The 22,988-nt window shown below is 53.2% G+C and carries 17 protein-coding genes, 1 tRNA gene and 1 other RNA gene; 18 read left to right on the top strand and 1 reads right to left on the bottom strand.

The features are described from left to right. Positions 1-406 precede the first annotated feature (406 nt). From WC515_03965 to WC515_04010, 10 genes are all read left to right on the top strand, one after another. A tRNA-Leu gene (locus WC515_03965) sits at positions 407-494 on the top strand. 35 nt (positions 495-529) lie between these two features. Further along, positions 530-2,242 carry a threonine--tRNA ligase gene (thrS, locus tag WC515_03970; protein MFA5146513.1) on the top strand — a complete coding sequence of 571 codons (1,713 nt, stop codon included), beginning with the start codon at positions 530-532 and terminating at the stop codon, positions 2,240-2,242. A gap of 39 nt (positions 2,243-2,281) precedes the next feature. Then, positions 2,282-2,770, top strand: coding sequence for a translation initiation factor IF-3 (gene infC, locus WC515_03975; protein ID MFA5146514.1), 489 nt, complete (start codon positions 2,282-2,284; stop codon positions 2,768-2,770). A gap of 94 nt (positions 2,771-2,864) precedes the next feature. Continuing rightward, positions 2,865-3,065, top strand: coding sequence for a 50S ribosomal protein L35 (gene rpmI / locus WC515_03980; GenBank protein ID MFA5146515.1), 201 nt, complete (start codon positions 2,865-2,867; stop codon positions 3,063-3,065). Between the two features lie 44 nt (positions 3,066-3,109). After that, a complete protein-coding gene (rplT, locus tag WC515_03985) occupies positions 3,110-3,457 on the top strand; it encodes a 50S ribosomal protein L20 (protein ID MFA5146516.1) in 348 nt (115 codons plus the stop codon). A 21-nt stretch (positions 3,458-3,478) separates the two neighbouring features. Next, the gene (gene pheS / locus WC515_03990; protein ID MFA5146517.1) at positions 3,479-4,543 is read left to right on the top strand and encodes a phenylalanine--tRNA ligase subunit alpha; all 1,065 of its coding nucleotides are present in this window, start codon (positions 3,479-3,481) and stop codon (positions 4,541-4,543) included. A gap of 1 nt (position 4,544) precedes the next feature. Then, positions 4,545-6,608 (top strand): phenylalanine--tRNA ligase subunit beta, encoded by a 2,064-nt coding sequence (pheT, locus tag WC515_03995; GenBank protein ID MFA5146518.1) that lies wholly within the window; start codon positions 4,545-4,547, stop codon positions 6,606-6,608. A 60-nt stretch (positions 6,609-6,668) separates the two neighbouring features. After that, positions 6,669-6,830, top strand: a non-coding RNA gene (ssrS, locus tag WC515_04000) — 6S RNA. Positions 6,831-6,872: 42 nt separating this feature from the next. Next, positions 6,873-7,751, top strand: coding sequence for a radical SAM protein (locus WC515_04005; protein MFA5146519.1), 879 nt, complete (start codon positions 6,873-6,875; stop codon positions 7,749-7,751). A gap of 21 nt (positions 7,752-7,772) precedes the next feature. Next, positions 7,773-9,083: a replication-associated recombination protein A gene (locus WC515_04010; protein MFA5146520.1), complete on the top strand. Its 1,311-nt coding sequence runs from the start codon at positions 7,773-7,775 to the stop codon at positions 9,081-9,083. Between the two features lie 5 nt (positions 9,084-9,088). On the opposite strand, the gene WC515_04015 is transcribed toward WC515_04010, so the two are convergent. After that, positions 9,089-11,158, bottom strand: coding sequence for an alkaline phosphatase family protein (locus WC515_04015; GenBank protein MFA5146521.1), 2,070 nt, complete (start codon positions 11,156-11,158; stop codon positions 9,089-9,091). Between the two features lie 137 nt (positions 11,159-11,295). Between WC515_04015 and WC515_04020 the strand changes: the two genes are divergently transcribed. The 8 genes from WC515_04020 to WC515_04055 all read left to right on the top strand — a co-directional run bounded on the left by WC515_04020 (position 11,296) and on the right by WC515_04055 (position 22,979). Beyond that, the gene (locus WC515_04020) at positions 11,296-12,060 is read left to right on the top strand and encodes an ABC transporter permease (GenBank protein MFA5146522.1); all 765 of its coding nucleotides are present in this window, start codon (positions 11,296-11,298) and stop codon (positions 12,058-12,060) included. A 9-nt stretch (positions 12,061-12,069) separates the two neighbouring features. Then, positions 12,070-13,494: an ABC transporter ATP-binding protein gene (locus WC515_04025; protein ID MFA5146523.1), complete on the top strand. Its 1,425-nt coding sequence runs from the start codon at positions 12,070-12,072 to the stop codon at positions 13,492-13,494. Between the two features lie 26 nt (positions 13,495-13,520). Continuing rightward, positions 13,521-17,771: a radical SAM protein gene (locus tag WC515_04030; GenBank protein MFA5146524.1), complete on the top strand. Its 4,251-nt coding sequence runs from the start codon at positions 13,521-13,523 to the stop codon at positions 17,769-17,771. A gap of 103 nt (positions 17,772-17,874) precedes the next feature. Then, entirely contained in the window at positions 17,875-19,056 is a 1,182-nt protein-coding gene (locus WC515_04035) for a glycosyltransferase family 4 protein (GenBank protein ID MFA5146525.1), read from the top strand. Next, the gene (locus WC515_04040) at positions 19,046-19,873 is read left to right on the top strand and encodes a glycosyltransferase (protein ID MFA5146526.1); all 828 of its coding nucleotides are present in this window, start codon (positions 19,046-19,048) and stop codon (positions 19,871-19,873) included. The genes WC515_04035 and WC515_04040 overlap by 11 nt, the downstream gene beginning before the upstream one ends. Further along, positions 19,870-20,868 carry a glycosyltransferase family 2 protein gene (locus WC515_04045; protein ID MFA5146527.1) on the top strand — a complete coding sequence of 333 codons (999 nt, stop codon included), beginning with the start codon at positions 19,870-19,872 and terminating at the stop codon, positions 20,866-20,868. The genes WC515_04040 and WC515_04045 overlap by 4 nt, the downstream gene beginning before the upstream one ends. Further along, positions 20,865-21,983: a glycosyltransferase gene (locus WC515_04050; protein ID MFA5146528.1), complete on the top strand. Its 1,119-nt coding sequence runs from the start codon at positions 20,865-20,867 to the stop codon at positions 21,981-21,983. The genes WC515_04045 and WC515_04050 overlap by 4 nt, the downstream gene beginning before the upstream one ends. A 3-nt stretch (positions 21,984-21,986) precedes the next feature. Next, entirely contained in the window at positions 21,987-22,979 is a 993-nt protein-coding gene (locus tag WC515_04055; GenBank protein MFA5146529.1) for a glycosyltransferase, read from the top strand. The last annotated feature ends 9 nt before the right edge of the window (positions 22,980-22,988 follow it).

Below are 22,988 nucleotides of genomic sequence, written 5' to 3' on the forward strand. Positions count from 1 at the left end.
GGCATTCAACGCTCTCGAGGCGTATCAATGACAGATCGTGGATTCTAGGCGCCGTAGTGCCCTATACTCCAAAAGGCTCGGTCGCGTCACCCGTAAAAATTTTACTATGTTTTCCTGTGCCACTATACAAGATTTTTTGACTCTCATCGCATATGGCCGCGAGGCCATGGGGTTGAGCCGTATAAATTTTGCGAATAATATAGTTACCTCTCAAGTGCACCAAACGAACTCGTAAAACTCAGAAAAGACAAAGACATAACCAAGATAACCTTAAATACTCTTGAAAGCAAAATTAGGCGAAGCCCCTGGCCTCGCGGCCATGTAAGAGGTGTTGGCAAAAAATCTGCCCACTCTTTTTCTTCTTGATATTTATATATGGTAATTATAGAATAACATAATATACACGGCCGGGATGGCGGAATTGGCAGACGCAAGGGACTTAAAATCCCTCGCCCCCAAAGGGCATGAGGGTTCGACCCCCTCTTCCGGCACCACCCGCATTTTATTAAATTAAAGAAAGAGAATACAGATGGATTTAAACACATTACGACATTCTACATCGCACGTCATGGCACAGGCCGTTAAGAGCCTGTGGCCCGGTACGAAGCTCGGTATAGGGCCGTCGATAGAGGACGGTTTCTACTACGATTTCGATAAGCCGGAACCGTTCGTGCCCGAAGACCTCGAAAAGATCGAGGCGAAGATGCGCGAGATCGTGAAGAAGGACTACAAATTCGAACGCGAGGAGCTGAAAAAGGAAGAGGCGGTAAAGCTCTTCGAAAAGATGGGCGAGAGCTACAAGGTCGAGCTGATAAAGGGGATACCGGACGAGAAGGTCAGTATCTACAGGGACGGCGACTTCGTCGACCTCTGTCGCGGTCCGCATATAGAGTCGACCGGGAAGATCAGGGCCTTCAAGCTCCTCTCCATAGCCGGGGCGTACTGGCACGGCATAGAGACGAACCCGATGCTCCAGCGTATATACGGCACGGCGTTCGGGACCGATAAGGAGGTCAGGGTCCATCTGGCGCTCATAGAAGAGGCGAAGAAGCGCGATCACCGCGTCCTCGGCAAACAGCTCGGGCTATTCAGCTTTGAGGAGGATGTCGGGCCGGGGCTCGTCCTCTATCATCCGAAGGGCGCGCTGCTCAGGATGATCATAGAAGAGTATATCAGGAGAGAGCACCTGAAGAGGGGCTACGAACTTGTCGTCGGGCCTCACATCATGAAGAGCGACATCTGGATCAGGTCCGGCCATTACGGGTATTACAAAGAGAATATGTATATCTTCAAGATAGAGGGGCAGGAGTATGCCATAAAACCGATGAACTGCCCGGGCCATATACTCGTCTATGAATCGAAGATGCGGAGCTACAAGGACCTGCCGTTAAGGTACTTCGAGCTGGGCACCGTGTACCGCAATGAGAAGTCGGGTGTCCTCCACGGGCTTCTCCGCGTCAGGGGCTTCACCCAGGATGACGCGCACATATTCTGCCTCAGGGAACAGGCGGAGGATGAGATAATAAAGGTCATCGATTTTGTGGTCGACACGCTTAAGGTCTTCGGTTTCGAAGATTTTGCGGTCGAGCTTTCGACCCGGCCCGCGAAATCGATAGGGTCGGACGAAGATTGGGAGGCGGCGGAGAAGGCCCTTGTGAACTCTTTGAACAAAAAGGGATTAAAATACGAGGTCAATGCCGGCGACGGCGCCTTCTACGGACCGAAGATAGACATCAAACTTAAAGATGCCCTGAAACGCGAATGGCAGTGCGCCACGATACAGTGCGACTTCGCGCTCCCGCAGAGGTTTGAGCTTAAGTATATCGGCGAGGACGGCAAGGAATACCGCCCGATCATGCTACACAGGGTCATCCTGGGCTCCCTGGAGCGCTTCACGGGGGCTTTGATAGAACATTATGCCGGAGCATTTCCGTTATGGCTTGCGCCGACCCAATGTGTTATAATACCGGTCTCAGATAAGGCGCTGGAATACGCCAGGTCCGTGGAGAAGGCGCTCGCCTCCAGCGATATACGGGTCACGCTCGACCCCAGGAATGAGCGGCTCGAGAAGAAGGTCCGGGACGCCGAGGTCGAGAAGATACCCTACATGCTCGTTGTCGGAGAGAAAGAGGCCGCCGAGGGGTCCGTATCATTAAGGGAGAAGGGTAAAAAGGGCTTAACGGTCTTAAATACAGGTGAATTCATATCTAGGGTTAAAGGGGAGATCGAAGCAAAAAAATAGGAAAGGGGGCGATCACTTATCGCAAAGAAGGATCTCAGGATAAATTTCAGGATCAGGGCTAAAGAAGTGAGGGTGATAGGCGAAAACGGTGAGCAGCTGGGGGTGCTCAACATCCAGGATGCGCTGAAGCGCGCCGAAGAGACGGGGCTCGACCTGGTCGAGGTCGCGTCGAACGCGACTCCGCCGGTCTGCAGGATCATCGACTACTCGAAGTATAAATACGAGCAGGAGAAGCGCGAGAAGGAAGCGCGCAAGAAACAGAAGGTGATCCACGTAAAGGAGATGCGTCTCGGGCCGAAGATAGGGGAGCACGACTACCAGTTCAAGCTCAGGAATCTCGAGGAGTTCCTCAAGCGCGGCGACAAGGTCAAAGTATCGATGATGTTCAGGGGCAGGGAGATGGCCCACGTCGACCTGGGCCGCAAGGTCATGGACCGGCTCGCGAGCGACATATCCGCAGTGGGGGAGATAGAGGAGCCGCCGTCGATGTTCGCCAATTTCCTCAATATGGTCATACGGGCGAAATAGAAAATAGTCTACAGTCCATAGTCGATAGTCCACAGTAAAAACCGTGGACTATGGACTGTCGACCGTGGACCTAACATATAACACGGAGAACGACATGCCTAAGCTAAAGACGAATCGAAGCGCTAAGAAGCGGATAAGGATATCGAAAAAAGGTAAGGTCAAGTACTTCAGGGCCGGCAGGGGCCACCTCTTGACATCTAAGAGCGGGAAGAGGAAGAGGCACCTTGGAAGGGCCGGGTATATCAGAGGCGACGAAGCAAGTATGATCAGGAACATACTGCCATACGGGGCATAGGAGAGCTATCAGCTTTCAACCGTTAGTTATAACGAGGAGGAACAATGTCGAGAGTAAAACATGCTGTTGCGACGAAGAGACGAAGGAAGAGGGTGCTGGATGCGGCTGAAGGCCAGTGGGGCGGGCGCCACCGTTTTTACCGCCGCGCGCTGGAGTCGGTCGCAAAGGGTAGGATGTACAGTTACCGTGACAGGAAGGCGAAGAAGCGGGATTTCAGGTCCCTCTGGATCATAAGGATAAATGCCGCATGCAGGGAATGCGGGATATCTTATTCGCGTTTCATGCAGGCCCTTAAGAAGGCGAAGATACTGGTCGACCGGAAGATGCTGGCGGAGCTTGCAGTATCCGACAAAAAGGCGTTCGGTAAGCTTGTCGAGATGGTGAAGGCATAAATATCACCGTTACTGGAAAAGATGAAAGACCGTTTAAAACAGATAGAGACGGAAGCGCTTGAAGAGATAAAGTCCGCGGGCGGCAACAGAGAGGCGCTCGAGGGTTTAAAGGTAAAATATCTCGGCCGTAAAGGTGTAATAGCCGACGTATTCAAGAAGATGGCCGGGCTTCCGGCCGGGGAACGGCCCGGGGTAGGCCAGATAATAAACGCCGTTAAATCGCAGATTACGTGTGCGCTTGAAGAGTCGCTCGCAGCCGTCTCAGGCGACGGGGATACGGACGGCGAAAAGATCGATATAACCCTGCCCGGCATACACCAGGAACCCGGGACAACCCATCCTATCACCAGGACCATAGAAGATATATGTGAAATATTCATATCGCTCGGGTTCAGGGTCGTCGAGGGCCCCGAGATAGAGACGGAGCATTACAATTTCGAGGCATTGAATATACCGCTGGAGCATCCTTCCCGCGACGCATTTGATACGTTCTATCTAAAAAGTCCACAGTCCACAGTCCATAGCCCACAGTATTTGCTCAGGAGTCATACATCGCCGGTGCAGGCGCGGTTCATGGAAAAAAATAAACCTCCGTTCGCGATAGTGGTACCGGGCAGGGTTTACAGGCCGGACGCCACGGACGCGTCTCATTCATTCATGTTCCATCAGGTGGAAGGGCTTGCTGTGGGAGGGGATATACATTTCTCCGACCTTAAAGGTGTCCTTTCGGTATTTGCCAAGCAGATGTTCGGCGAAAAGACGCGGATGCGGTTCAGGCCGAGCTTCTTCCCCTTTACAGAACCGAGCGCCGAGGTCGATATATCGTGTATCATATGTAGTCACCAGGTCACCAGGTCACCAGGTCACCAGAAAAAGTGCAGTATGTGCGGAGGAAAAGGGTGGCTCGAGATAATGGGGGCGGGTATGGTCAACCCGAAGGTATTCAAGAACGCAGGTTACGATCCGGAGAAAGTGACCGGGTTTGCGTTCGGGATGGGTGTGGAAAGAATAGCAATCTTACGGTACGGTATACCGGATATACGCATGTTCTTCGAGAACGATATGCGGTTCTTAAGGCAATTCTGATATGCGCATAAGTTATAATTGGCTGAAAGAGTATGTGGACGTCAGGGTCCCCGCAGAGAAGCTCGCGGAGCTCCTCACGATGGCAGGACTCCCCGTCGAATCGATCGAAGAGAAGAACGGAGACCGCCTGATGGAGATAGAGGTCACCGCCAACAGGTCCGACTGTCTCAGCGTAATAGGCATCGCGCGGGAAGTTGGTGCTATTACGGGGCGTAAACTTAAGATCCCGTCCACGGTCCACGGTCCACGGTCCACGGTAAAAGCCCACAGCCCACAGCCCACAGCCCACAGCAAAGTTTCGATAAAGGTCGAAGACAAGACCCTCTGCCCGCGATATACGGGGCGGGTCATACAGGACGTGAGGGTCGGAGGATCGCCCGTATGGCTTAAAGCGAAGATAGAGGCGATGGGACTTCGAAGCGTCAATAACATCGTAGACATAACCAACTTCTGCCTCTTTGAGACGGGTGAGCCTATGCACGCCTTCGACCTCGATAAGGTGAAAGGCGGGCAGGTCATAGTAAGGCGGGCGAAGAAGGGAGAAAAGATAGTCACTATAGACGGCCTGGAGAGGACCCTGGATGATACTATGCTGGTCATCGCGGACGCGGAAAGGGCGATAGCCATCGCCGGGGTAATGGGCGGGCTTAATACGGAGGTCACCGCCTCAACGCGGAATATATTACTGGAGGCGGCTTATTTCGATCCGGTCTCGGTCCGGCGCACCGGCCGCAAACTCACCATCTCTACGGAATCGAGCTATCGGTTCGAGCGCAACGTCGATATGGGAAATATATTGTATTCCTCGGAAAGGGCGGCCGCGCTTATCCGCGATGCGGCCGGCGGCAATGCCGGGAAGATTATGGATACAGGAAAGAAGCCGGACCCGGGAAAGACCGTTACATTGCGTCCGGCGCGGCTTTCCAAAGTACTGGGCCTTGATATCCCGGCGGCTTCAATAAAAAAGATCCTGGGTGCGCTCGGGATCCGCGTGAGATCGGCGGCGCGGGATATGATGAAGTTGACGGTCCCCGGTTTCCGATGCGATCTCAACAACGAGGTAGATATTATAGAAGAGGTGGCTCGGATATACGGCTACGATAAGATGCCGGTCACCATACCGCCGGTCGTGGAACAACCCGTGAGAAGGACCCCTGCCATGATGGCCGAACGGGAGATCAGGGATACCCTGGCATGCCTGGGTTTTACCGAAACGATCACCTACAGCTTATTGAGCAGGAAGGAGCTCGAACGGGCGCGGGTAGCCGGCGGTGATGTTGTCGAAGTGCAGAACCCCCTCTCCGGCGCCCAGGAGGTGATGCGGCCAAGCCTTCTGCCGGGGATGCTCAATACCATGGTATGGAATATGAACAGAAAAGAGAAGGACCTGAGGCTCTTCGAGATAGGAAATGTATATACCAGGAATGAGAATGGTTTTGTAGAAAAGAAACGGCTCTCTTTAGGTATCACCGGAGAGGCATTCTCGAACTGGACGGACAGGCCGCGGTCGTCCACATTTTTCGACGTCAAGGGCCCGCTGGAAAAGCTGTTATGTGAAGCCGGCGCAGTAGGCCTATCCGTCTCCGACGCGGCCGACGAGAGGTTCCTGAAGACCGCATGCGCGAATATAGAGATACGCGGAGAGAATACAGGTGTCATGGGCGAACTCAGCCCGAAGCTGTTATCGGATTTTGATATAAAGGAGAGGGTCTATTTTCTTGAGGCAGACCTCGAGAGGATGATCGGGGAGGGCCGGCCCGAAAAGAGATTCATGCCGCTGCCTAAATACCCGTCCATATTCAGGGATATCTCTATAGTCGTGAGCAGAGATGCCCGGAACGCCGGTATCATCTCCGCGATACGCGACGCGGGCGGCCCTATACTTAAAGAGACGGCGCTCATCGACAGATATACCGGCAAACAGCTCCCGCAGGATAAGATAAGCCTTACATATCGCCTCGAATACCGCAGTTCCGAAAAGACGCTTGAAGAAAAAGACGTCGCCTCTGCCCACGCCGCCGTCCTCGGTGCCCTGGAAAATAAATTCGGCGCCAGGCTCAGATAACTCCAACATCCTCAATTTGCTTTTCAAAAATTCTTGTGCTATACTTTTTATAGGAGTAAAAAATCCCTGCGGTGTTCGTGATTCAAGTGAATAATCTTGAGCCATTAGCACTTAAAAAGGGTACCTAACTGCCGGGATGCCTTGGCATATCGGCGAGGGTACCCACCTGTAACATAACAGGATCAAGATCATTCATCTTCACACGGCATCTGCGGGGATTTTTTTATGGCCAAATCCCGGGAAATGGGGTAAGATTTATCCGTTATGGGACCGGCTGACTTTCCAAGGATCGTCTGCATAGAAAATACCAACCATTGCGATGCAAGCTGCATCATGTGCCCGAGAGAAAAGTTAACGCGCGGTCAGGGGATAATGCGCTTTGACCTTTTCAGGAAGATAGTCGACGAATGCTCCGGCTATAATATTAAAGGGATGAGCCTCTATGGATTCGGCGAACCGTTTTTAGACCCCGGATTCATAGAGAAGATAAGATATGCAAAGGATAAAGGCATAGAGAATGTGTATGTCAGCACCAACGGCTACTCATTGACGAAAGAAAAATGCAGAGAGGTCATATCTTCCGGGCTGGACAAGATCGGAATAAGTTTTTACGGGAAAGATAAAAAAGAGTATGAGGCCGTCTTCCGCACGCTTAACTATGAAACAACGCTTCAAAATATAAGAAATTTTATAGAAGAAAAGCGGAGAGCGAAGAGCAGGAAACCGTTGCTCTACATAAAAGGCCTGAGGCATTGTCAGGTCGGCCCTTCTTCGGCGCGGTTCTTCGGGTATCCTGTCAGAGAGATATTTCATCTGCCGGATATCGGATTCCGGCTGAGATGGCGGCGGCATGCCAAGACCAGGATGCAGGGAGGAGAACGGTGGCGCGGCTGGGTCCATGAAAAAGATTGCGCCGGCGTCAGGCATCCGGCCGCCGGGAGGGATGCCTGTAACGACGTCTGTGACAGGATGGTACAGATCCTGTGGAACGGCGACGTCGTGCCGTGTAACTGCGACTTCGACGGGACGCTGAAATTCGGCAACGTATCCGGCACGGAGATCGCATCGATCTGGAATAGAAAGGAATATAAGAGATTCCGGGAGATCAAAAATTACAATAACGCTCTTAACGAAATAATGTAAAGAAAGAGATGCCCGGCCATTATGGACCTGTTCACTAAAGAGAAAAGGGCGGGGAAAGAGACGGAGCCCCTTGCGATAAGGATGAGGCCGAAGACGCTCGACGACTTCGTCGGGCAGGAGCATATCCTCGGCAGGGATAAACTCCTTCGCCGCCTGATAGAATCCGACAAGATAGCGTCCCTTATACTGTACGGTCCTCCCGGTTGCGGTAAGACGACGCTCGCCCTTATAATCAGCGAAAGGACGAAGTCGAATTTCGAGCGTATAAACGCCGCCTCAAATAACGTCGCCGATATGCGTCGTATAATAGATGCGGCAAAGAGGCGCGAATCCCTCGACGGCAGGCGGACGATACTTCTTATAGACGAGATACACCGTTTCAACAAAGCCCAGCAGGACGTGCTGATGCCGGACGTGGAAGCCGGCAACCCCGTCCTGATAGGCACCACCACCCACAACCCGTTCTTTTACGTGAACGCGGCGCTGCTGTCGCGCTCCCAGGTCTTCGAATTCAAAAAATTGAACGACGATCATGTGGTCTCGATACTCAAAAAGACCTTAATGGACAAGGAGAACGGGCTGGGGAAGATGCCGCTTGCGGCGGACGAAGAGGCGTTAAGGCACCTGGCCAGGATCTCCGAAGGGGACGGCCGCCGCGCATTGTCGGCCCTTGAGGTCGGCGCGCTCACCACTCCGCCCGGGAAGGACAAGAAGATCCGTTTCACGCTTAAGGTGGCCGAAGAGTCGATCCAGAAGAAGGCGGTTGTCTACGACAAGGACGAGGACGGCCATTACGACACCATATCGGCGTTCATCAAGTCGATGCGCGGCTCCGATCCCGACGCCGTGCTATACTGGCTTGCGAAGATGATCTACGCCGGCGAGGACCCCCGGTTCATCGCGCGCCGCATAGTGATATGCGCGGCGGAAGACGTCGGCAATGCCGACCCCCAGGCGCTGGTCATCGCGAACGCCGCGCTCCAGGTCTCCGAGTTCGTCGGGATGCCCGAGGCGCGCATCCCGCTGGCGCAGGCAGCGGTCTATGTCGCATGTGCCCCGAAATCGAACGCGGCATACCTCGGTATCGAAAGCGCGCTGAAAGATGTGGAGGAGGGGAAGGTCCTGGAAGTGCCCGACCATTTGAAGGACGCTAACCTCGATTCGGAGGCGTTCGGCCATGGCAAAGGTTATAAGTACGCCCATGATTATAAAGACCACTACGTGAAACAGGAGTACAAGCCCTCGGACAAGGTCTATTATGTCCCCACAGCGATCGGATACGAAAAGAAGATCAAGGAATGGCTTGAAGGCCTGAAGAAGGGCGGGCAATGATCCGGTCATTCTTCAGGGAATATATACTCCCCGGCAAAATCGCATCTCTCCACAACTTTCTTATTTAATCCGGCGCTCCTAAGGATCGTAGGCGCCATGTCGTAGATCGACGGCCGTTCTTTCGTTATCCGTCTATTCGAAAATATGACACCCGGGACGAGCGCCGGGTCGAAGAGATGGTCTCCCGACCATTTCTTCATATTATCCTCTATCAGCCCTTCGGGCGCAGCACCCAATGCGGTCTGCCAGGATGCCCGGCACCCTTTATTGAACCCTATATAGAGATCCGGCGCGTCTTTCGCGTGGATCCCATGGAATATATCCTCGCCGTCATAGACAGCATTTATGACGGGCGCGCCGTATTTCCCGTCACGCCATCTCCTAATATTTCCCGATAGCTCTTTCTTAAGGCGCCGCGTCTCTTCCCCCGGCTCTACTATGCCGCCTGTTTCGCGGCCGGCCCGGTTTATATAAATAGCGCCGAAACCGATGGCGTAGGCCTTCGTCTTTGTCCAGTCGACATCCTTCAGCAGTTCCCCGCCGGACCTTGCGGAGCCATCCTTAAGGACGAGATAACCGTTCTCCCTCAACCAGCTGTTGACGTGCACGGCCCTCCTGAAAGTATCGAATCCGTGATCGGACAGCACGATCATTATATCTTTCCCGCCCATATTATCCATCGCGTCCCCGACTATCCCGTCCATCTTTTCGTACCACGTCTCTACCATCTCCCGGTAACGCGCGGGAGCATCCTTTTCATAAAGCGGGTGCGAAGGGTCGCGGTAGCGCCAGAAGATGTGCTGTATCGAGTCGGTCAGCCCGAAATACGAAAAGAGGATGCCCCTCTCCATACGCTTCAACTCGTAGTCGAATATCGCCTTCTTCTCTCTCAGGACCTCGTCCGCCTCGTCCAATAACGACTCTTCGGAGACCCTCTTTTCATTGACAGCCCAGGTGTCTATCGGCATTCCCTGTGTGTGATAAAGTCCTATAGCGTCGGTGATCTCTTTACTGTATGACGCGGGATACGAGATGGGGAAGAATGGGTCCCGCGGGTCAAAATTGATAGGGCTTATATAAAGTTTAATATCCGGATCGACCTCCAGGAGATGAAATTTTAATATTCCCCGTATCTTCCCGAATGTCCCTACGTCGAAAGTTGTCTCTTTCCAGCCGCTCCGCTCTCCCGCGGCAAGTTTAAACCGCTGACCCTGGAATTCAAATAAAGCGCTCCTCCCATCATCGGCGGGAGATATCTTCAGCTGCACTTTCGCGTTGGAAAGGGTGCCCGAAAACCCGGAGACCCTGGGGCCTATGATATCCGTATATATTACGGGCGACCTTTCTATATGGAACGCTTTCCCGCCCGTATCTTTGCCGGTGACGATCGCTCCAGTAGTGTAGTAAGAGAAGGTGCCCTCGGTGCCCAGTATGTCCGGTACCCCCATGCCGGAGAGCATCTTCCCGTAGATCCTGTCCGGGGGGAAGGTCAGCGGGCAATTTATGATAGTGGCCGGTATCCTTGCCCGGGACGCGTAATCCCAGAATCGTTTGCTCTTTACGACACTCTGCGGCTTGGAGCGGCTTATGTCTGAAGTGGCCAGGCGCAACCTATAATTTTTCGGATCCCTCGTTATGAAGTCGAATACGCCGCTCTCCCCGGGATTCAGTCCCGTCGCGAATGCTGTCCATGCCACGGGCGACTGCGGAGGGTTAGTGGTGGCAAGGCGCCTGTAAGAGCCGCGCTCTTTTAAAGAAGCGAAATGGGGGAGCCGCCCGCCCGCCATCATCGGTTCCATTATCTCCGGGCTCAACCCGTCCATCCCCAACACGATTATCTTTCTGTCGCATAAAGGTTTCTTATTGGTCATCGTTACCCCCGCGATTATGATGATAACTATCGGCAAAAAGAATAGTATGAACGCATATCTTTTATGGCGTCTCAGGAATCCGAAAGACCTCTTGAGAAACAGGGCCGCGATCCCCAGCAGGCCCAATAAAAATGTGACGAGCCAGCCGGCAATGCCGACGAAAGTGAACCCGCTCCCGGGATCGATATATGCGAGGATGATCACATCTATGTATTATATCAGCCATTTTCCCCCGTTCAACTCTTATGTAGATATTTTTCGGTACGGGAGCTATAGCATAAAATTGACATTTTATTATATGATAGTATAATAATGATAATGGATCTCGTCCCCGGGTCATTATGAATTTTCCATCGAATACACTAGAGATATTAAGAAGCCTCGTCATCAGAAATCTTAAAGTCCGCTACAAAGGGTCCGTTGTCGGGTTTTTCTGGACATTCCTGAACCCTCTCCTTACGACGCTTATACTGTATATCGTCTTTTCATATATCGTGAAGATAGGGATAAAGGGATACCCGCTCTTCCTGCTCTCAGCGCTGCTGCCATGGGGATTTTTTTCGGCATCGCTGGGCGACGCATCGCGGTCGCTCGTCGATAACGCCCCCCTCGTGAAGAAGGCCTACTTCCGCAGGGAGATACTTCCCATCTCTTACGTAGTGAGCAACTTCGTCAATTTTTTGATAGGTATTTGCGTGCTGCTTCCCCTGGTGATCGTCCTCCGGCCCCATGTCCTCACTTCGATCTTTTGCCTGCCCGTGGTGCTCGCGGCCCACTTATTATTCACTACAGGCCTTGCCCTTTTTTTATCATGCGCCAATGTATATCTGAGGGACGTGAGCCATGTGACGGAGATCTCGCTCATGCTCTGGTTTTACCTGACCCCCGTATTCTATCCCGTATCCATGGTACCGTCACGTTTTCACGGTTTATATATGTTGAATCCCATGGCCTCGATCATCACCATGTACCGGAACATGCTATTTGACGGCATAGTCCCTTCCGCCGAAAGCTTATTCGGGATAGCGGCGGTATCGGCGGTCTTGCTTTCAGCGTGTTATCTCATCTTCAGAAAGTATGAGCCATCTCTGGCAAAATATATATGAGGATTTTTTATGGATCCCGCCACAGCGGTCGTCTTTAAGAACGTCGGAGAAAAATTCAGGCGGTACCATCTCCGCGAAAGCAGCCTGAAGGACAGGGCATTGAACATCCTCCTGCGTAAGCGCGCCCCATCCGACGAATTCTGGGCCCTCAAGGGTATAAATTTTACCGTGAGAAAGGGCGAGACGGTCGGGATAATAGGGGAGAACGGTTCGGGAAAGACGACCATATTGAATCTCATAACGGGGATACTCAGACCCGATGCCGGAACGGTATCGGTCAATGGGATGGTCTCCGCGATGTTAGAGATAGGCATCGGTTTTCACCAGGAGCTTTCGGGAAGAGAGAACATATATATTTACGGGGCCATATTGGGGCTGAGCAAGAAGAAGATAGACTCTAAATTCGATGAGATCGTTGCCTTTTCCGGGCTGGAGGATTTTATAGACGCCCCGCTCAAGACCTATTCTGCGGGGATGTATGTGCGCCTGGGGTTTTCGGTCGCAATAAACGTGGAACCCGATATCCTGCTGCTCGATGAAGCGTTGTCGGTGGGGGATGAAAATTTTCAGAGAAGGTGCATCGACAAGATAGAGGAATTCAAAAAGAGAGGGAAGACCATAATAATGGTCTCGCATGACATGTATCTTATCGGCGCGCTATGCGACAGGGTCATCGTCTTCAGAAAGGGCGCGATCGAGGCCGACGCGGATGCGGCCAGAGGCATTGAGATATACGAAGAGATGATGAAGAGGAAGAGGGGCGGCGCGATGCTGGAGAGAGGCCGCTTGAAGGTGACGTTCGACAACGGGAGGATATCATTATTATGGAACGGGCGCATGATCTCCAAGGGGCTAGGATGTTACACGTCCCTTCTTTCGGGGGATACCTGGTACGATTCCGCCTTTGACGGATGGGGGTGCCTCTATCTGGGTTCGACGAAGATGGTCGCTATGGGTACCTGGAAAAACCTGCCCATAGCCCAGGTATGGCAGATAGAGATGAAAGACGATAATACGATAAACTGGACCGTGGATATGCAGATAAAAGAGAAGGTGCATCTGCGGAATAAACAGATAAATGTCATGGTAACGGACGGATACATGAATTGGCGCGCCTCCGGCAGCCATCATGGATCGCTGCCGGAGGATTTTTCTCCCAGGGGGCGCGAATGGCAGACCATATGGCAGCAGGACGCCGTCACCCCGGATCCGTTGAGCATTTTATGCGCCGGGGACGGGAGCGGGGCATTGCCGTCCGTATCGTTCCATTGTTCTTATGACCGGAGTGCGTATATAGCAAAGGTCATAAACTCCGACAGTTCGTTCAGGGCACGGGTATTACAGTATGTCAGGGCCGATAGCGATAACGATTTTGAATTTGCGCCTGACCAATACAGGTATTTCGAAGGCAGGATATCAATTAACGCCGATTAAACAGCGTAATCGACAAAGAAGATCTTATGCGCATACTTCTTACTAACATGCCATGGCGCGAGAAGAATACTTGCGGGGTGCGCGCCGGCTCCCGCTGGCCGCACATCAAAGACCGCACCGAGGCTCGCTACCTTCCGTTCCCGTTCTTCCTCGCTTATGCCGCCGCCCTACTGAAGAAGAATGGTTTCGATGTGACCATCATCGACGCTATCGCAGAAGAGATCCGCGAAGAGGAATTCCTGAAGAAGGTGCAGGCGATAGGCCCGGACCTCATTGTGGCCGAGACCGCCGCAGTGTCATTGAATAATGACATGACGATCATTGGCAGGATAGATGCGCGCATAAAAGTCGCGTTGGCCGGGCCGGAAGTAGCTATAAGGACGAAGGAGTTCCTGAAAAAGAATACGCGCATAGATCTTGTGCTCAGGGGCGAGTATGAATATACGCTTTTAGAGCTGGCGTGCGCCATGAGGGACGGCCTGGGCCCGGAGGGGATATCGGGGGTGAATTTCAGGGGCGCGGGCGGCAGGATAATAAAGAACGCGGACAGGCCGCTGATAGAGGACCTCGATGCATTGCCGTGGCCGCTTCGGGACGGCCTGCCCATGGAAAGATATAACGATACGCCCGGCGGCATCCCGATGCCTTCGGCGCAGATGATCGCATCGAGGGGATGCCCGCACGGGTGCACTTTTTGCCTGTGGCCGCAAGTCATGTACGGAGGACGGAACTATAGGACGAGGTCGCCGGATGACGTAGTCCGCGAGATGAAACATCTGACCGGAGATCTCGGCTTTAGGTCCGTCTATTTTGATGACGATACATTCGGGTTGAACAGGGGATGGCTTAAGGAATTTATCCGCGAGATGCGGGAGGCGGACCTTAATATACCGTGGGCGATGATGACCAGGCCGGACTCCATGGACAGGGATATCCTTAACGAGCTGAAGGGCCTCGGCCTATGCGCGGTTAAATACGGGTTCGAATCCGCGGACCAGGATATTGTAAATAAGTGCGGCAAGAAACTGGATCTATTATACGCGAAAGATATCATTGCATATACCAAATCCCTGGGCATCAAGGTCCACCTCACTTTTATGTTCGGCCTGCCGGGGGAGACGCGGAAGACGATCAAAGAGACGATCGACCTGGCACTGGGCCTGGACCCGCATTCCGCCCAGTTCTCCATAGCCACGCCCTTCCCGGGCACACGGTATTTCACGGAACTGTACGACCCCTTATTTGCCAAACGCAGCCACAAAGGATTGGCGAAGAAAGGCGCGATAAAGGATCGCGCGGGAGAAGGCCGGGCCGATATATTATTGGTCCTGTGCCCGCCATGGGATATCACCATGCCCCCCCTGGGCATTTCGTATCTTTCAAGTTACCTGAAGCATAAAGGGTACAGGGCGCTCGTATTCGACGCCAATATATACCTCTTCAATACGGTAAATCATGAATACCGCAGATGGTGGAATACCAACGCATATGAGCTGTGGGTCCACGAAAGATCTTTCGATACCGAACTGTCGGACGCTTTCGGAGACAGGTTCGATGAGCTTGCAGAGGAGATAATCTCCACGGATACGAAGTGCATAGGGTTCTCGGTCCATTACGCGAACAGGTTATTTACGGTCGAACTGGCCAGGCGGGTGAGGAAAAGGGACAGGACGCGGGTCATGATATTCGGCGGGCCGGGATGCAGCACGGAGGAACAGAGGGCACTTATACCGCAGGATATAGCGGATGTATTTGTTGTCGGCGAGGGCGAAGAAGCGCTTGCCGAAGTACTGAAGGATTTACACGAGAAGGGCGGGATAAGGCATGTGCCCGGGACGATAATCAACGAAAAGGGCCCACTCTCCGGCCATATGCCCCGGCAGCCGATAGCGGACCTGGACACGATGACCTTTCCGACATTCGAGGAATTCCATCTCGATCTCTTCACGCTGCCGCGTCTCCCGCTTTTGACAAGCAGGGGGTGTATCGGCAGGTGCAGTTTTTGCAATGATCACGGGATGTTATTTCCATACCGGCAGAGGACGGCCCGGCACGTGATGGAGGAGATAAGATATCACGCCGCGCATAATAAAGTGGCGAACTTCAGTCTTAAGGACCTCCTGTGCAACGGGAATGCGCGCGAATTGGAATTGTTGTGCGATATGATCATCAAAGAAGATATGAAGATAGTCTGGGACTCGCAGGCGATCCCCAACAGGAGCCTGACGCGCCGCCTCCTAGCGAAGATGAAGAAGGCCGGTTGTAACACGCTCATATACGGCGTGGAGAGCTGCTCAGACAATGTATTGCGTAGGATGCGGAAGTCCTTCACAAAAAAAGATGTCAGCCGGGTCCTGAAGAATACGAAACGCGCCGGGATAAAGGCATTTATAAACATAATAGTCGGTTTCCCGGGGGAATCGGAATCCGATTTTATGGAGACATATGATTTCATAAAGCGGCATATATCCTGTATAAACGCGGTCAGTTCCCTGAATACGTGCCTGGTGAATTACGGGTCAGACCTTCAGCGCCGGCCGCAGAAGTACAATATCGCCGCCCCGGAGCAGGGAGGCATCGACTCTATGAGGTGGCAGGGCCTTGACGGCAATACCTTTGAGTTGCGCGAAGAACGCCTCGGGAAGATATCAAAACTTTTTTCCGATTTCGGCGTCGATTGCGGGTATTCCAATACTTCGGCCCCGCCGCTTTCCGCATGTGATGACCCGCGACCCATTCGCCGCGCGAGATCAAGGCGAAGGTCAAAGTTCGAGCCATACCCGGATCGCCCCGCTTGTGATCGTGCGCTTTCTCCAAGAGATCTGGCCGCTGCGAGAGAAAAGGCGTACCTGCTCTGGGAAGACCATTGCAGGAGGAGGGGGGATTACAGGTACGGCGGTCCATTGCATAAGCTCATCACGAGCTTAAGGGGGTTTGGAGCGGCATTTACATTGATAAAAGTCCACCGTTATATGAAATGCCGGAGCAGGGCGTATTCCTCCCTCAGCTCCCGGATCGCAAAATTAAAAAATATAAAAGAGAAGGCAAGGCGGTATCTCCACAGCCGCCTGACATTGATGGGCGTGCTGAACGGTTCTGCCGCTTACCTGGGGCCTCATATGGCCCAGTTGGACGTAACGGACAACTGTAACAATTCCTGCATAGGGTGCTGGTGCAACTCGCCTCTCCTGGGAGAAGATGCGGGGAAGGCCGCAGGAAAGCATCTCCTGCCGCTCCCCCTGGTGAAGTCCCTGATCGACGATCTTCATGCCCTCGGCACCAGGGAGATATATATTGCGGGCGGAGGAGAGCCCTTCATGCATCCTCACATAACTCAGATCATAAAGTATATAAAAGAGAAGAAGATGTCATGCGCCCTGAATACCAACTTCACCCTTGTAGAAGACAGGATGATAGATGAGCTGATCGCCCTTGAGGTAGACCAGATAACGGTCAGCGTGTGGGCGGGAGACGCGAAGACGTATGCCGCGACGCATCCCGGCAAGGACGGATCCATCTTTTACCGTCTCAGGGATCTATTGAAACGCCTGGCTCTCGCCAAGAGCGGCAGGCCCAAACCGTTCGTCAAGATATACAACGTGATATCGAATATAAATCATCGCGAAATATCCGCCATGATAGACTTCGCCGTTGAGGTGAAGGCAGACGCCATAGAGTTCGCGGTGATAGATACGATACCGCACAAGACAGACGTTCTATTGTTGTCGAAAGAAGAGCGGGATGAGGTCCTGGACCAGTTCAATAAAGCGAAGGACAGGATCGCGTATCTGGGCGAATACGGCAAATTGGAGTTTTCGCAACTTCCGCTTTTTCTGAAGAGGCTATCATCGGAAGACGCGTTGAGGGGGGAATATGACAGGAAGATCCTGGAAAATACCCCGTGCTATGCAGGATGGCTATTCACGAGAATAATGGCCGACGGGAACGTGATAGGCTGTCTGAAAGCGCACAGGATCCCGGTCGGAAATCTACATAAGGAACGATTCCCGGATATATGGAACGGGCAGAGACAGGCGTATTTCAGGATGAAGACAAAATCCGCGCGCAAAGAGGATCCCGCCTTCGCCTTGATAGGCAATGACCCCAATTCCGCTATCGGGTGTTTCCGGGGATGCGATAACATCGGGCGCAACATGGAGATGTACAGGAGGATACAGGCGCTTACTATATACGAAAAAGGGGCGCTCTATATGATAGAGAACGCCATGCGGTTTATGCCATTTTTGAAGGGGAAGATAGTTGAAAAAGAACAATAAGTTATTTCTCCTCGCGTACCTGTTCATCACAGCCGTATTATTTACCGTTTTTTCGAAGATCTACAGGCTGCTTAAAAAGTCGACGATATTCGGGGATTAAGAGATGAAGATACTCCTGCTCCACCCTCATGACGTCTTTTCGAAGGAGGAACCGTGGACACGGCGGATAACGAGTCTCGCGGGCGAATTCACAAAACGCCTGCATGAAGTCAGGCTGGTCTATTTTTTAAAAGATGCGGGCCATTGCCAGGCGCCGTTCTCGAGAGACGGCGTAGAGTTCGTCCCGTTACCAAGGCGGGGAGGACCGTCATCGCTCGTGAAGCACGGCATAGCCATTTCCAGACTTGCGCGCTGGGCGGATGTAGTACATTTCCAGAAGTGTTTCCATTATTGTGCCATACCCGCGGTCTTCGGCGCGCTCGCGAACGATAAGCCGGTCCACTACGATTGGGACGACTGGGAGGAGAAGATATATTGCGATATGGTAAGACCGCCTTCGGCTGCCGTGCGGACCTTCCTGCATACGCTTGAGACGGCCCTCCCGCGCATAGCCGATACCGTTTCCGTGAGCAGCCAAAAATTGCGGCGGCTATGCATCGGGCTGGGTGTAGAGGAAGAGAGGATATTCGACGTGCCTGTAGGCGCCGATCCGGAGTCATTCAACCCCACGGTCAACCCCGACTGGATAAAGAGGAAGTTCGGCCTAAAAGGGCGCACCGCCCTCTACCTGGGGCAGCTGCACGGGGCGCAGTATGCCGACCTCTTCCTAAGGTCGGCGAAGATCGTGCTGGAGAGGAAGGGGGAGATGTTACATTTTATGATAGTAGGTGACGGTGCGGGGTTGGGGAAATTGAAGGTACTGGCAAAGGACCTCGACATAGAAGAGAGGGTGATATTCACCGGGGCCGTAGAACATGACAAGGTCCCGGCTTATATCGCCTCGGCAGATATAGCCGTTGCCCCTTTTGAAGATAATGATGTCACCAGGTGCAAGAGCCCGCTTAAGATAGTCGAATACCTGGCGGCCGGGAGGCCGATCGTAGCAAGCGACGTGGGGGACGTGCGCGCCATGGTGGGCGACTGCGCCATATTGACGGAGGCAGGATCCCCTGCCTCATTGGCCGGAGGCATCCTTAAGTTGCTGGGCGACGAAAGACTGCGCACTGAATTGGGGGCCAGGGCGCGTAAAAGGGCGGAGGAATATTATAATTGGGGGCGCGCAGCCGAAACGCTCCTCGAGGCGTACGGAAAGGCGATCGGTCCGCACAATCAAGATGGCATATAAAGTTTCCGCATATATACCGTGTCATAATAACGCCTCTTCTCTGGCGAGATGCATCGAGTCTGTACAGATGCAGACTCATCCGGTAGACGAGATCATCGTGATAGACGACGGATCGGAGGACGGCAGCGCCGCTGTTGCGGCATCGTTCCCGGTCCGGGTAATAGAGAACGGCAGGAACGTTGGCCTGGCCTCGACCCGCAACGCCGCTTTAAGGTATGCCGGGAACGGCCTCGTGGCCTCCGTAGATGCCGATTGCGTCCTGTCGCCGCGATGGCTCGAAGAGTGCATGAAACACTTTTCGGACCCCCGCGTTGCGGCGGTCGGGGGACGCCTTGTAGAAGAGAACGTTGAGCGTCTGGCCGACAGGTGGCGGGCGACGCGCCTCAAGCACCATTGGGGGGATTCCCTTAAGACCGATCCGCCTTTCCTCTCAGGCAGCAACCTCGTCATACGGAAAGATGCCGCCGCGAAGGCCGGATATTACAATGACAGGATATACAGGAATAATTATGAAGATGTCGACATCTCTTTGAGGCTCAAGGCCTGCGGGCTTAAACTGGTATATGAGCCGGACGCAGGCGCAGCCCATACCAGGAGAGATACCGTCATATCCGCTCTCCGCACATACTGGAACTGGAAATATCACGACTATAGGCCCGGTTATGTCATGAGGCCCGTATTCAACAGCGCAAATACGGTGAAATTGGTGGCAGAGAACGTGCGGGGAGGGGATCCCGCCCTTATTCTGCTCGACCTTTTATCGTTCTTCTCCTCGACTTATCTGGACCTCAAAAAATATTTCTTGAAAAGACAGTGAAAAATAGACCATTCGTATCGATCGTCATACCCACTTTCAACAGGAAAGACCGGCTCGGGAGGTGTCTGCTTCATCTCGGGCAGCTTGAATATCCCAGAGACCGCTTTGAGGTGATAGTGGTGGATGACGGCTCGCATGACGCGGCCGGGATCGCGGGGGTCGTGGGCGCCTTTCAGGGGTCGAGGCTGATCCGTAATAATAAGAATGAAGGAGCCGCAGCGGCGAAGAACAGGGGGGCTAAAGAGTCCTCAGGCGCGTTCGTCGTATTTATAGACGATGATATAGAGGCGGATAAGGGCTGGCTCTCGGAGCTTGTGGCGGCAGCGCTGGCCGACGATACGGCAGCAATATGCGCGTCAAAGCTACTTTTTAAAGACAGGCCGGGTATCGTGAACAGCACCGGCGGCGTGATGAACATTTACGGTGATGCCTGGGACCGCGGGGTATTTGAGGAAGATACGGGGCAGTATGATAAGGAGGAGAGGATATTTTTCGGATGTTCGGCCGCAATACTGGTCAGGCGCGACGCGCTGGAGCGCGTAGGGTATTTTGACGAAACCCTCCTCAGCATATATGAGGATGTGGATCTGGGGTGGAGGATAAATCTGGCGGGATATAAAGCGATATATGTCCCGGGCTCTGTCGCATATCATGCCTTCGGCGGGACTATCCGGTCAGATGACCCGGAAGCGAAGTATATGCTCGAGCGTAACAGGATAAGGATAATGCTCAAGAATTATGAGCTTTTCACGCTCTTGCGTAATTTGGCGGGGCTCTTAAAGTTCAAATTCGAAAGGTTTAAAAGAGATCCCCGTTCGGCGGAATGCCGAAGAGGCGGCCTTCTCTTTGCCTCCCTGAAGGCGTGGTCCTGGAACATCGCCTGCGTCTCCGGCGTCTTGACTGAACGTGTACATGTCCGGAAATTTAAAAAAGTCCGCGACAGGGACATATTCAAGATCATGGGGCGGTACAAATATGAGAGTTTTGGCATATGAAGACGGCCATAGTGCATGACTATCTGAACCAGTACGGGGGGGCCGAGAGGGTCCTCGAGTCGCTCCATGAGATATTCCCCGAAGCCCCCGTATTCACCATTCTTTACGACAGAGAGGCGCTCCCGCAGTTCGGGGATTGGGATATAAGGCCTTCATTCGTCCAGAGAGTGCCGTTCGCAAGGAGGAACCATAGAAATTTCATATTCTTATTCCCCGGGGCGGTCAGGTCTTTCGACCTGCGGGGGTTCGATCTGGTTATAAGCAATACCCACGCCTGGTCTAAAGGGATAATGATCGACAGGCCCGCATTTCACATATCGTATTGCCTTACCCCTCTGCGCTATATCTGGGACCTGTACGACGACTATCTCTCACGCAGTTACATACCGTTCTTCGCGCGGGCGATGCTGCCCGGCTGGGCAGGGAAGATGCGCGCATGGGATATCAGGGCTTCGGGCAGCGTTGATCGTTTCGCCGCGGTTTCCGGTACCGTAGCCGGACGCATAAGAGATTATTACGGCAGAGAGTCCAGCATAATATATCCGCCGTGCGATACGGACCTCTTCAGGCCCGCCGGCGATCCTGGCGGCACCGCAGGATATTATCTTACGGTCGCCCGGCTAAAGGCCTATAAGCGGATCGACGTGGTAGTGGATGCCTTTAACCGGCTTGGCCGCCCTCTCAAGATAATCGGGGAAGGCCCGGAATCCGGGAGGCTGCGGAAGATGGCGCGCGGCAATATTGAATTGCTCGGGCGGGTCCCCGACGAGGAACTGGTGCGGAACTATCAAAATTGCAGGGGCTTCGTCTATGCCGGCGTCGAAGACTTCGGCCTCGTCTTCGCCGAGGCGCAGGCCTGCGGCAGGCCGGTGATAGCTTACGGGAAAGGCGGCGCGGCTGAGATAATCCTGGACGGCAGAACCGGCGTGCTCTTCGACGAACCTTCCGCAGAAGCGCTCGTATCTGCAGTAAAGAGATCCGAGCTCATATCGTTTGACAGCACCTTTATCAGGGAGAGGTCTCTCAGGTTCGGCAAAGATAAATTCAGGAAAAATTTTTGCGAATTTGTTTCAACGGTAACGCAGAGACAGCCCGGACCGGCTGCGCAGGAATAGAAAATGAAGATCCGGCTCAGTATCATAGTGATCACGCATAACCGCCCCGAGTCGCTGCGCAGGTGCATAGAAAGCATTTCGGCGAGCACGGTCCCGGATAAGCACGAGTTGATCGTCATAGTGAACGGCACCGAAGATAAGACGCCGGATCTCCCGGCTTCCGCATCCTCGGGCGTTTTAAATATGCGGCATTATGTCATAAGCCGGACGAGCAACGGTGAAGCGAGGAACGAGGGCATAAAACGCGCGTTGGGGGAGATACTGTATTTTCTGGATGACGATGTCATAACCGGGAAAGATATATTTATGGAGGCGCTGAGGATATTCGATCGCAGGGCCGATGTGGATATCGCAGGAGGCCCCAACCTGACCCCTCCGGGCAATACCCCCTTCCAGAAATGTATAGGGCATGCCCTTGCCTCTCCGTTCGGATCGGCCGGGATGAGGCGCAGGTATATTGTGCTGCCGGCAGAGACGCTTGTCGATGACAGCGCCCTAATACTCTGCAATCTGGCCATAAGAAGAAGGGCGCTGGAACTGGAGGGTGCCCTTTTCGATAAGAAGATAGTCTGCAATGAAGAGAATATACTTTTGCAGCGCATGCGCACAAAGGGCCATAAGATGCTTTACAGCCCGCGCCTCGCAGTTTATCACGACAGGAGAAAAGACCTGTTTGAATTCGCCCGGCAGGTATTTAAATACGGCAGGGGGAGGATGCAGCAGACATTACGCATGCCCGCATCGACCCCGCCGTTCGTCTTTCTGCCGGCCATCTTCGCCCTGTATCTCTTATCTCTCTTACTGGCACACAGTGGACCGTATCTCGTGCCGCTTTACGTATATATGGCGCTGGATATATTTTTCTCTCTTGAGATATCCCTGAAAGGCAGGGATATCCTTCTCGCGCCCATCTCGGCATGCGTATTCCCCGTTTTACACCTGTCGTATGGGGCAGGATTTATATACGCCTTTTTCAGAAGGTGCACAGAAAGATGACGATAGGAC

This window comes from Candidatus Omnitrophota bacterium (assembly GCA_041650805.1).
In the GTDB taxonomy this organism is placed as follows: Bacteria; Omnitrophota; Gorgyraeia; order 2-01-FULL-45-10; family 2-01-FULL-45-10; genus JBAZKM01.

What these genes read in the sequence shown, in the direction of transcription:
- WC515_04035 (MFA5146525.1), top strand. Translation starts at nt 17,875, where the DNA reads ATGAAGATACTCCTGCTCCACCCTCATGACGTCTTTTCGAAGGAGGAA.
- rplT (MFA5146516.1), top strand. Translation starts at nt 3,110, where the DNA reads ATGTCGAGAGTAAAACATGCTGTTGCGACGAAGAGACGAAGGAAGAGG.
- thrS (MFA5146513.1), top strand. Translation starts at nt 530, where the DNA reads ATGGATTTAAACACATTACGACATTCTACATCGCACGTCATGGCACAG.
- pheT (MFA5146518.1), top strand. Translation starts at nt 4,545, where the DNA reads ATGCGCATAAGTTATAATTGGCTGAAAGAGTATGTGGACGTCAGGGTC.
- WC515_04050 (MFA5146528.1), top strand. Translation starts at nt 20,865, where the DNA reads ATGAAGACGGCCATAGTGCATGACTATCTGAACCAGTACGGGGGGGCC.
- WC515_04020 (MFA5146522.1), top strand. Translation starts at nt 11,296, where the DNA reads ATGAATTTTCCATCGAATACACTAGAGATATTAAGAAGCCTCGTCATC.
- rpmI (MFA5146515.1), top strand. Translation starts at nt 2,865, where the DNA reads ATGCCTAAGCTAAAGACGAATCGAAGCGCTAAGAAGCGGATAAGGATA.
- WC515_04055 (MFA5146529.1), top strand. Translation starts at nt 21,987, where the DNA reads ATGAAGATCCGGCTCAGTATCATAGTGATCACGCATAACCGCCCCGAG.
- WC515_04010 (MFA5146520.1), top strand. Translation starts at nt 7,773, where the DNA reads ATGGACCTGTTCACTAAAGAGAAAAGGGCGGGGAAAGAGACGGAGCCC.
- WC515_04030 (MFA5146524.1), top strand. Translation starts at nt 13,521, where the DNA reads ATGCGCATACTTCTTACTAACATGCCATGGCGCGAGAAGAATACTTGC.
- WC515_04005 (MFA5146519.1), top strand. Translation starts at nt 6,873, where the DNA reads ATGGGACCGGCTGACTTTCCAAGGATCGTCTGCATAGAAAATACCAAC.
- WC515_04025 (MFA5146523.1), top strand. Translation starts at nt 12,070, where the DNA reads ATGGATCCCGCCACAGCGGTCGTCTTTAAGAACGTCGGAGAAAAATTC.
- WC515_04040 (MFA5146526.1), top strand. Translation starts at nt 19,046, where the DNA reads ATGGCATATAAAGTTTCCGCATATATACCGTGTCATAATAACGCCTCT.
- pheS (MFA5146517.1), top strand. Translation starts at nt 3,479, where the DNA reads ATGAAAGACCGTTTAAAACAGATAGAGACGGAAGCGCTTGAAGAGATA.